Raw genomic sequence first — 10,524 nt, 5'->3', positions numbered from 1 at the left:
TGCGACCTCGTCTCCCTGGACGAGCTTCTTGAGCTCATCGAAGTCGTCGCTCTCGTCTTCCTCGTCGTCGTGCCGGGTGAATCGGCCGTTGTCGCCGGAGACGACGGCGACCGAATCGCCGGTGGCCGGGTCTTCGCGGACGTCGACGAGGTAGTGGCCGGTGGCGAAGTCGATGCCGTCCCGCTCGGCACCGAGTGGGTCGCCGGCAGTGGCGGTGAAGACCTCTTCGTGCCACGTGCCTTCCTGCCAGCGGAAGATGCTGAAGCGGGCGTTCTGCAGTCGGCCGGCGATTTCGGCACCGGCGTTCCGCATGAACCAGCGGACGATCGGATCGATCGTGATCTCCTCGCTCCACGAGTCGACCCAGGCCGAGTCGCGAGCGACGACGAGACTGAGCTGCTGCTCGATCGTCGGGTCGTCGGCGATGTTGGTGGTGTCGAAAAGTGGATTGCGAAGCGAGTACGCGACGTTGTAGCGATAGGTCTCGTTCGGCTCGGCGGTCTCGTCAAAGGCCCAGCCTTCGATGTCGCCGGTGGCGTTGGCGGGGTTGAACTCGCCGGGAACGTCGCCGCCAACGAAGACGGGTTGGTTCGGCTGTCCCGGACCACCGGGGATGAAGCCAGGGTCCTCGCCCGCTCCAGACGGCGGGGCGTACGGGTTGCCGGTGTCGCCGGGGAACGCTCCGCCGGAACCACCACCGGGGAAGGCACCGCCTGAGTCGCCGGGGAAGCCGCCACCGGAGCCACCACCCGGACCCCCGGCACCACCACCTCCGTATCCGCCGCCGCCATAGCCACCGGGCCCGCCGCGATTGCCGGGGCGCGGACGCTGCGGCCTTGGTCGGACGGGCACCGGGGGCGCGTCCGCGTCTCCATCGTCAGAGCCCAGCTCTTCGACAGGCTCGGCTGCGGCTTTTTCGGGCAGCTCGCCGCGGATGACCGGGTAGAACGGAGGCAGGGCGACCAGTGACGGGTTCTCGCGAGCAAAGTCGCGGTACGCTCGCTTGGTGTCGACGTCGGCGTCTGCGGAGGGGCTTTCGAGCCAGTCGGCGTTTCGGAGTCGGGTGATCTCGGTCAACTCGCCCCAGCTGCCGTCATCGAGCTTGCGCTCGCGAACGAGTCGGACGTCCAGAAGCGAGGTCGTCGAAATTCGCGGAGGCAGCTGCACTTGGCGAAAACGCTCGCGAATCTCGCCCATCGGCAATGTCCAACGGACGACGACGCCCACGACGTCTTCGGGCTCGGCCAAGCCGACCTGATCGGTCGGCACGTCGGCAAAGCTCTTGAACGAGGCGACGCGGACAATCTCGGCAGGTGGGAGCTCGGGCAGTTGCGCGATGCCGCCGCCGGTCGGGCCGATTTCTTCCCGCTCGAACCGCGGTGTCGGCGTGACACTGATCACGCCGGCGGGTGAGTCGCCGTCCATCCTCGCGACGGGCGCGAGCGGTGCGGGACTGAGGATGATGTCGACGTCTTCCGGGCTGATGGCCGTGGCGACGCGTGTGTCCTGCGCTGCACGCTCGAGCTGTCGGCCGGATGTCTCGTAGACGCGGCTGTCGACATCGCCCGGGCCGACGGACTCGGCACCGAGATCGGCCGAAGTGACGCCGGGATTGAGCACGTAGCTGAACAGAATCCAGAACAGCGCCAGGCCAGCGAGGGCCAGTGCGACGAACTGGACGTACTTCTCCAGGAAGTCACGAAGTTTGGCGAGGTATTTGTCCATGGGACGAGGGTGGTTCGAGTCCAGTCAGAAGGGCAGACGATCGCCGATTGTCAAAACGCAGGGATGGCAGACGAGCCCGCACCCGACAGTTCGTTGAGCGCCTCTTTCACCGAATCGGGCATCAGCGGCGCGGTCCATTCGCGGAGGAACAGAATCTCGGCCTCAAGGTCGACCTCGAGGACGGGAACGTCGCCGAAGACGTAGCCCTGCTGCAGGGCGACGACCGGGTCGAGCGGTTCGACGCGTTGGACGTTGAGGACCGTGATGAACGAGTCGACCTGGAACTGCTGCAACACGTCCGGCAACGCGTCGGCGGCGACGCGAAGGGTGATTTCGAACTGAATCGCATCGAAGAACGCGTTGTGACTCGACCGGCCCGACGGGGACAGCGAGTAGTCCAGAGGCAGCGACGCACTGGCATCGACCGCGACGGTGACTTCCGGCGTCTCGACCTCGGCAGGCTGCTGCTGCGAGGGCGCCTGGCCTGGAGGTGGCGGCGGGGCGCTGGACGGCGGAGGCGGAGGGGCATTGCCCGGTCCGGCCGGATTGCCACCGAATCCGCCCTGGGCACCGCCCGACGGCTGACTCGCGACCGAAACGCTCCCAGACGGGAACTCGGTCGGCACGCTCAACGCGACTATCTGCTTCACCGGTGCCGAGACGACGTTCTGGTCCGCTGGGTCCAGGTCGGCGACGGAACGGGCGTTGATGTCGGTCAGGCGAAGGAGGATCGTCTCAAGAGCCCAGTAGTGCATCTGGCCCTGGAAGATCTCCTCGGACTCCGGGCGACCGCGATTACCCGCAACCGGATGAGCTTCCGGCACGCCGGGCGTGACGTAGATCAGGTGGTCGGCGGCGCGGTTGTACCGAAGGTTGCGGGCGAGGGAGGACAGCTCGCGATTGATCTGTTCCGCAACGCCTTCCGGATCGAGAAACTCGCCCGTGTCCTGATTCGTCGCGGCCGACGCCTCGATGGCGAGGCGGCGCTTCTCCTGGGCGATGCTCACGCTTTCCTGCGTCGGCGGAAGCGTTGCGGCAATCCGGCCGAGCAGCGAGCTTGCCGGGAAGCTGCCGGAGTCTTCGTCGAATGACTCGGCGTCGACGGACATGACCTGCCGGTACCTGTTGAGCCACTGGTCACGCTCGAAGATGTTGTTCTGACCTGAGAGTGGCCAGGCTTCAGCGGCCTCCTCGTAATCATCGAAGAGCAACGGCAGGCGACGATTGAGCTCGACCTCGGTCGTCAAGAGTCGGCCGGCGTTGAGTCGAACGCGGTCCATCACCTGCTCACCCATGGTGATGGTCGGTCGTGTCGGGAAGCCGGTCAGCATCTCCTCCTCTTCGCCGAGTCCGACTTCGCGGAGCTTGATGTCCGGACGCGACTTGGTCCGCATCGAATCGAGCTCCTGACGGACGGCCGCACGCTGCTCCACTTCGCTCTGAAGCTCTTCGAAGCCCGGAGCGACGTAGAACAGCACGAAGCCGATCGAAGCGATGGCGATGACGCCCGACAGGATGCTGGCGATGTTCTTCTTGGCCAGCGTCAGGATGTGTTTCCAATCGATGTTGCTCACGATGCACCTCCGATCGCGGTTGGATCGGCGGAGACGATGTCGTCGGCCGAGGGGTCTTGCGTGGTCTCGGGGTCCTCGAACGGCTCGGGATCGAGCTCGATCGCCATGAGGATTTCGATGACCGTGTCGGTGGCCATGCTCTCGCCGGTGGCCGGGTCCGTGAGTGCCGGGTCGCTGGCGTCGGCAGAGGCGGAGCCGCCACGCGTCGGAAGGCCGGAGTCGAACTGTCGGCCGGGACGGAACCCGCCCTGACGCTGGCCGGACGGTCTGCCGTAGATCGAGCCGCTGTCACCGGGGAACGCACCACCGCCGATCCCGCCGCCAGGATCGAATCCCGGTCGTTGACGTGGTCGTCGTGTCGGTTCATCAGGCGTGGCCGTCTCTTCGGTCGGTGTGGTCAGAGCCTCGCGTGCGGCGAGCCGGTCTCGAAGACGGTCGATGACCTCGCCATCAGTCGTAATCGGCTGGGCGTCGCTCATGCCGGCCGTGATGACGCGGTACGGCAGGTTGGGGCGATCTTTTGAAGGGGCGATCTGGTAGAGCGCACTCGCCAGAGCCTGCCTGCCGTCATTTCCGAAGATGTCGTACACGCGTGGTGCCGTGGAGCCCGGCTCGGTGGTGGTCGCCAGGGGCGAGATGAGCTTCATGCGGACGATGAACCCGCGTCGCGTCCCGCCGGTCGTCGGCGTGACCGGGGCGGCCGATGCTCCAGCACCGGCACCGGCACCGGGGAAGCCACCTCCTCCGAAGCTGCCGCCGTAGTCGAAGTCGCCGTAGCCGCCGGAAACCCCACCTGGGAAAGCGCCGCCGCTGCCGGCCCCACGATTTCCACCGCCAGCACCGCCGGTCGTCGCCCGGCCGCTGAGGACGGCTTCGGCGTTCGTGTAGAACGTCTCGGGGTCGTCGACGACCGCGCCGAGATCATCCGTGTAAACGCTCTCCATCGACTCGAAGAGCACGTACTCGCGCTCGACCCGCGGCGTCGACGTGAGGGCCTCGGAGTCAGCGTCGTCGAAGGTCAGCGGATCGCCCAGGGCACCCGAGAGTGCTAGCCGCTGCTGCTCGTTGGGTGCCGGGAGCGCCGCAAAGAGGTCGGAAACCAGAGGCGGCCAGTAGCTGCTGCCTTCGCGAAGCTGGCTGACGTTCTGGACGATTTTCAGGTTGTCTCCGCCGGAGTTCGCGACGTTGGACCACTCGCTATCGAGTCCGCGAGCCTGCCGGAGCGCCGTGTCGATGGCTTGACGATCGGCGTCGCCACCATTGAAGCTCGCTTTCTGGAAGTACAAGGCCCCGAACGACAACAGTGCCGCGCCGGCGACGACGGCACCGGAGAGGACGAAGTACTTGGTCTTGTCCTTCCAGAGCTTGTCCTGGCGAATGTGCGTCGGCAGCAGGCTGCTGGTGACGTTCGCCTCGCCCAGTGCCTGCAGGCTCAGGCCATAGGCGCAGGCACCGCTGAGGGTGTTCTCCGCCATCGCGGCGGCAGCGCCGGCTTCTTCGGGGCCCTCGATGTTGTACCGCTGGGGCTTTTCGACCGGAATCTGAAGGTTCTTTTGCAGATAGCCGGAAAGGCCGTTGAGCTTGAACCCGCCGCCCAGTGCGATGACCTTGCGGACCTTGGTGTCGCGATGACCGGACTGGTAGAAGCCGAGCGACTTCTGAACCTCGCTGACCAGCTCGCCGAAGACCGGCCGCATCGCCTGGTAGATCTGCTTGGCGTACTTGCTGGCCTTGGCCCCGCGTTTCATCTCCTCGGCCTTGTCGAAGTCGACCTTGAAGGCCTTGGCGAGGGCTTCGGTGAACGCGTTGCCGCCGATGTCGAGCGACCGCATCCAGATCTCGTCGTTGTTGGCGATGATCATGTCGGTGCTCTCGGCACCGAGGTCGAGGATCACCGCGTGCCCCTTGTCGAGCCGGCCGTCCGCTCGCACCGCGTTGTAGACGGCCAGCGGCGACGTCTGGACGGCGACGACGTCCAGGTCCTGGTCGACGAACTGCTGGACGTGCTCGTTCACGAGCTCTTTGCGCATCGCGAAGATTCCGACCTCGACGTCCGGGTCGTCGTCACGCTCGAAGAGCTGGTAGCTCCACTCGACGTCGTCCAGCGGGAACGGAATCTGCTGGACGGCCTCGAACCGGACGATCTCCGGGATCTTCTTGGGCTCGACCGGTGGGAGCTTGACGAACCGGGCGAAGCTCTGCTGGCCCGAGACGCTGACGCAGACGGCCGATCGCTTGATGTCGTGTCGGCTGACGAACTTCGCCAGGGCGGTCTGGACGAGGGTCTCGCGATTGTCACCGGCCTCGGAGAGGATGGTGTCGTGTTCGATGGACGCGAAGTCCGTCACCGTCACGCCATCTGCCGTCCGCTGAAGCTTGACGGCCTTGAGGGCGCGGTTGCCGATATCGATGCCCCATGCAGCACTGGCCATAGGTGGGCTCCTGTTCGAGGGTGTCGACGGTCTCGCGGGCGACCGAATCGGCACATGAGCGTGCCTGGCGGGGCGGTCGCGGGTGGGTTCGCGGGGGCCGTCGCCGCTTCACGCGGCTGCCGTAGTTTAACTCCCGGCGGCCTGACCATCAACAGGTATGTGCCCTGGCCACCACCTCTAATTGCTGTGAACGATCTCGGCGAACGCTTCCCGAACGGAAGCTGCGTCGTGTGTCGCATCGCGCGACGGTTTGGGAGGTTTCTCGTGATTCGTTGCTTGCAGCATCGCCTTGGCGACGTGGCGGACCTGGCTCGATTCGGCTTCGAACACCTCCGCCTCGCCAGCTGCTTCTCGGACGTCGGCGGCGGGTGTCGACGCGATCGCAAGCCCCAACTGCCGCGCCAGACGCACGGGCCAGGTGTCGCAAGGCCCGGTCGGCGTGCAGACCAAGCCGTCACAGCGTCGAGCGGCTTCGACATAGCTGGTCGCATGCCACGGCTCGACGAGACTTGGGATGCCGAGCTGATCGGCGAACCGACGAGCCTGTGCGAACGGCCAACGCGTCGAGGGTGGAAGCACCAGCCGAACCGCTCGGCCGTCAGATCGAGCGGCGAGACGAACCAGCGCCCCGGCCCAGATTGCCGTCCGAAGGTCGACGTGGCCGCTTGCGTCGTTTGGCAGCATCCATCGGAACACGTTGTCGCCGATCGAGATCCGATCGAGCTTCGGAACCGGCCGGGGAAGGACGTGTCCGCCGAGTGCCTCGTGCTGCACGGACGAGTGACATAGCGCGATGCCCTCTGTGACCGGCCGGCGTGCCTGCGGTGACGGGCGGTAGAAGACCTTCCCAACCCGGATCGTCGATCGCGCCGCCAACGCGGCCCGGCAGGCGTTTTCGCTCCAGGCCACCACGACGTCCGGCTCGGCGGCGCGAATCCGCAGCGAGAGCCGCTGGCGTTCCCAGAAGCCGTCCGTCCGCCCCACGATGTCCGGCTTCAAGCCAATTGCGTCGAACGTGTCATCGTCGCCGGCTGTAACATCAACGACATGAATCAACCGTCCGTGCGACACGTGACGACCAGCCTAGCCAGCCTCGATGGCTTCACCGAGAAGGCGTTCGACTCGTTCACGCGGCGATAATCTGCGCGTCGGCCTTGTCGTTGACGCGCTCGATCCGACCGCCGACGGCTTGGAGCTTCTCTTCGAGCTTCTCGTAGCCGCGATCGATGTGGTAGATGCGGTCGAGCCGGGTCTCGCCGGACGCGGCCAGACCCGCAAGCAGCAGGGCGGCCGACGCGCGGAGGTCGGTGCACATGACGGTCGCACCTTGGAGTTTCCCGCCGCCGCGGACGATGGCGGACGGGCCTTCCTTGACGACGTTGGCCCCGAGGCGATTGAGTTCGGCGACGTGCGTGAAGCGCTCAGGATAAATGCGCTCCGTGATGATCGACCCGCCGTCCGCCAGACACATCGCGGCCATGAACTGGGCCTGCAGGTCCGTCGGGAAGCCCGGATAGGGCTGCGTTGTGACATCGACCGGCTTGAGCCCGTCGGGGGCGTGGGCGACCAGCTCGCCGTTCTCGTCGTCGTCCTCGACGCAGATGTCGGCCTGCTCGTAGGCGTCGATGACGGCGATCAGGTGGTCGCGACGGGCGTTGCGGAGTCGTAGCTCGCCCTGTGTCATCGCAGCGGCGAGAACGAAGGTGCCAGTCTCGATGCGGTCAGGGATAACCGTGTGCGTGACGCCGACAAGGCGGTCGACGCCCTGGATGACGATCTCGGGCGAGCCGGCCCCGCGGATCTGGGCACCCATCTTGTTGAGGATCTGGGCGACATCGGCGACTTCCGGCTCGCAGGCCGCGCCAACGATGTGCGTGGTTCCGTTGGCGAGTGCGGCGGCGCAGAGGACGTTGATGGTGCCGAGGACCGTCGGGCCGCGGGCTCCGCCGAGGTAGAGCGTTGTGCCGCGGAGTCCGCCGTCAGGCGCTTCGCCGATGATGTACCCGCCGTCCTGTCGGAAGGTGGCACCGAGCTTCTTCAGGCCGCGAATGTGCAGGTCGATCGGGCGATCGCCGATCGCACAGCCGCCGGGCACGCTGAACCGGACGCGTCCGCGCTTCGCCAACATCGGGCCGAGCACGCAAACGCTGGCGCGCATCGTCTTGACGAGGTCGTACGTGCAGGTGTCGGGTGACTCGTCGACGGGATCGATGTCCAGCGGCCCGTCAAGCGCGGGCCGGCCGGCGAAGTCGATCTTTCCGGTATCGCCGAGTGATGGCGGGTCGTTTCTCGTGATGTCGCAGCCGAGGCTGCGGAGCAGCTCGATCATCGAGGCGATGTCGCTGAGTCGTGGGACGCCGTGGAGTCGCGTCGGCCCGTCGGCCATGAGGCAGGCAGCGAGCATCGGCAGGCTGGCGTTTTTGCTGCCGCTGATGTCGACGCGACCGTTGAGCGGTCTGCCGCCCTGAATGAGAAGACTGTCCATGCCCGGCACCTTCCTTGGCGGGTGGTCTGTGGGGCCTGACACACCTGGGCAGGTGGTCGGCCGGCACGAACGATCCATCGCTCGCACCTTGCGAATCGGCCTCGGCTGCCTCAGGCGTCCTGCCTTCAACTGCCGGGCGGGATTATCTTGACGTCGTGTTCCGGCTGGTGCAACTCTGCTGCGGCCGGTGAGTCACAATGTCCGATACAGGTGACCGCCATTTCTGTGGCGACAGGTATTAGAGTGCGACCCATGCCGAAGTCCTGCCGTTCGCTCATCGAGTCGCTTGAGAGGCGGCGTCTTCTGGCATCGACCTTTGCCGAGACCAGCGCGCTCGCCGAGGCGGCCGACCGCTCCGTCGCCGGTGGGTTCTCGGCGACTATTAACTTTCAGCCCGAGAGCCTCGGCAGCGTCGACAACACCCGAGCCGACTTTGGCCGACCGTTCGGCGTTCGTGGCAACGGGCTGAGCTACGGCTGGAGCCGCGACCTCGAAGCTGCCGGCGACGTCGTCGACCGCGACACCACACGCGACCTCTACTCCCTGACCGAAAGCCGTGCCGTCGGCAATGGACCCGCCAGCGAGCGACAGGACATCGACGAGCGGTACGACACCGTCGCGCTGCCCGAACCCGGCGATACCTGGTCGATCGACGTGCCAGACGGCCGGACCTACGCCCTGGCCGTCGTCGTGGGCGATCCCGACTTTGGCGATCCTGGCGCGGGCGGACCGGTGGAGAGCGAGACGTTCATCGACGTCAACGGCGAGCGGTTCATCCGTGCCGAGCTCCGAGCGTACTGGCCGTATGCGGAAGTCGTCGGCTACGTCGAACCGGGGCCGGATGGTCGGATCACGCTCGACTTCAACGCCCGCAACGTCGAAGCGCGGCTGCTCTGGGTGCGCGTTACCGAGGTCGAGCCGCTCCCGACGTACGAGACTGGCGAGCCGATCAACTGGCAGCAGATCGGCGGCGTGCCGGCGACGGACATCAACGTGCCGACGAGTCCCGTCGTCCGGGCCGAGGGTGGTGCGGTGCGACTCGGCGACGAGTTCTTCTTCTTCGGCGGTTACACGCAGGCTTACGTCGACGTCCACGATCAAATCGATCGCCTCGACCTGACCGACGGCACGCGGCAGGAAGAGGTCCGCACGCTGCCCGACGGCGTGAGCGAGACCCACGCCACGTTCGCTGCCGACGAAGCCCGTGGTTTGATCTACATGGCCGGCGGGCAGCTCGGCATCACGCCCGACACCGCCCCCCAGGACATCCGCGACGAGGTCTACGCCTTCGACCCCAACGCCGGCAACGGAGGCGTCTTCACGCAGCTGCCCGATTTGCCCGAGGGTCGCACCGCCGCAATCTCGTTCGTCCATGGCGATCGGCTGCACGTTCTGGGCGGTGGAAACGAACTAGGCGTGCTGACGCAGGTCACCCACTGGTCGCTCGACCTCGTCGATGCCGTCGACAACGGCAACAGCGAGGCGGAGTGGGAAGTCATGCCGCCGCTGCCGTTTGCGGTGAACCACTCGGCCGTCCACGTCGTGCCGGGCGCGGCACCGTCCGGCGGCGATCTGGCCGTGGTCGTGATGGGCGAATACGACCACAACTTCGGCTACTCCGGCCGGCAGCAGATCCAGCGATATGACTTCGACGCCGCCTCGTGGTCGCTCGGGCAGCTTTCGCCGGTGCCGTTGAGCCACATCAACACCGCCTTCGACGGCGAGCGCATCTGGAGCGTCGGCGGGCAGCGTCGTGGTAACTTCGTCGGCGACGACGTCTTCAGCTACGACGTCGCCGAAGACCGTTGGCGCATCCACACAAGTGCCGCCCAACCTCGCAAGGTCGGCTCCCTGGTGTACGACGACGAAGAAGATCGCCTGCTCTACATCGCAGGCGACTCGCGTGACGAGGGCTTCATGAGCGATGCGCTGGTCGGCGAGATCGATCGAAGTTGACGTATGCGTTGCTCATGTTGAGGTAAGGTCATCGCCGGCGTTGGCCGATGTCGGCGATATGTGTTGCCAGCAATGCGATGCCGCCGGGGAGCAGCATGCGCTGCCCGAGGCCGCACGGCTCGAGCGGCTGGAAGCACGGCGTCACCTCAGTACCAGCGACCCCGACTGCACGATCCATGGCCCGGGCTGCTCGTGCCCGGTCTGCAGCTACGACCCGACGCTCGAAGGCGGGTTTCAGGTCAACATCAACTTCCAACCCGCCGGCCACGAAGGCGTCGACTTCGCCCGCGCCGACTTCGGCCGGCCCTTTGCCACGCGTGGCAACGGGCTTCGCTACGGCTGGAATCGCGAC

7 protein-coding genes are annotated in these 10,524 nt (G+C 66.4%); 2 read left to right on the top strand and 5 right to left on the bottom strand.

The features are described 5' to 3' along the window. The 5 genes from AAGI46_12405 to murA all read right to left on the bottom strand — a co-directional run. A partial coding sequence (locus tag AAGI46_12405; protein MEM1013008.1) for a hypothetical protein occupies positions 1-1,725 on the bottom strand: 1,725 nt, incomplete at its 3' end. Positions 1,726-1,775: 50 nt separating this feature from the next. Beyond that, complete coding sequence (locus AAGI46_12400) at positions 1,776-3,299, bottom strand: hypothetical protein (GenBank protein ID MEM1013007.1); 1,524 nt, start codon at positions 3,297-3,299, stop codon at positions 1,776-1,778. Beyond that, the gene (gene pilM, locus AAGI46_12395; protein ID MEM1013006.1) at positions 3,296-5,731 is read right to left on the bottom strand and encodes a type IV pilus assembly protein PilM; all 2,436 of its coding nucleotides are present in this window, start codon (positions 5,729-5,731) and stop codon (positions 3,296-3,298) included. Before pilM ends, AAGI46_12400 begins: the two co-directional genes overlap by 4 nt. Positions 5,732-5,908: 177 nt before the next feature. Then, positions 5,909-6,730, bottom strand: coding sequence for a hypothetical protein (locus AAGI46_12390; protein MEM1013005.1), 822 nt, complete (start codon positions 6,728-6,730; stop codon positions 5,909-5,911). A gap of 127 nt (positions 6,731-6,857) precedes the next feature. After that, positions 6,858-8,216: a UDP-N-acetylglucosamine 1-carboxyvinyltransferase gene (murA, locus tag AAGI46_12385; GenBank protein ID MEM1013004.1), complete on the bottom strand. Its 1,359-nt coding sequence runs from the start codon at positions 8,214-8,216 to the stop codon at positions 6,858-6,860. Positions 8,217-8,468: 252 nt separating this feature from the next. Between murA and AAGI46_12380 the strand changes: the two genes are divergently transcribed. Beyond that, positions 8,469-10,172: a hypothetical protein gene (locus AAGI46_12380; protein MEM1013003.1), complete on the top strand. Its 1,704-nt coding sequence runs from the start codon at positions 8,469-8,471 to the stop codon at positions 10,170-10,172. Between the two features lie 40 nt (positions 10,173-10,212). Beyond that, positions 10,213-10,524, top strand: a 312-nt coding sequence (locus AAGI46_12375) for a hypothetical protein (GenBank protein ID MEM1013002.1), incomplete at its 3' end; no start/stop codon positions are given.

The organism is Planctomycetota bacterium, from assembly GCA_038746835.1.
Lineage (GTDB): Bacteria > Planctomycetota > Phycisphaerae > Tepidisphaerales > Tepidisphaeraceae > JBCDKH01.
The sequence above is the reverse complement of the archived record's forward strand: the minus strand, read 5'-3'. Positions and strand labels throughout refer to the sequence as shown.

What these genes read in the sequence shown, in the direction of transcription:
- pilM (MEM1013006.1), bottom strand. Translation starts at nt 5,731, where the DNA reads ATGGCCAGTGCTGCATGGGGCATCGATATCGGCAACCGCGCCCTCAAG.
- murA (MEM1013004.1), bottom strand. Translation starts at nt 8,216, where the DNA reads ATGGACAGTCTTCTCATTCAGGGCGGCAGACCGCTCAACGGTCGCGTC.
- AAGI46_12380 (MEM1013003.1), top strand. Translation starts at nt 8,469, where the DNA reads ATGCCGAAGTCCTGCCGTTCGCTCATCGAGTCGCTTGAGAGGCGGCGT.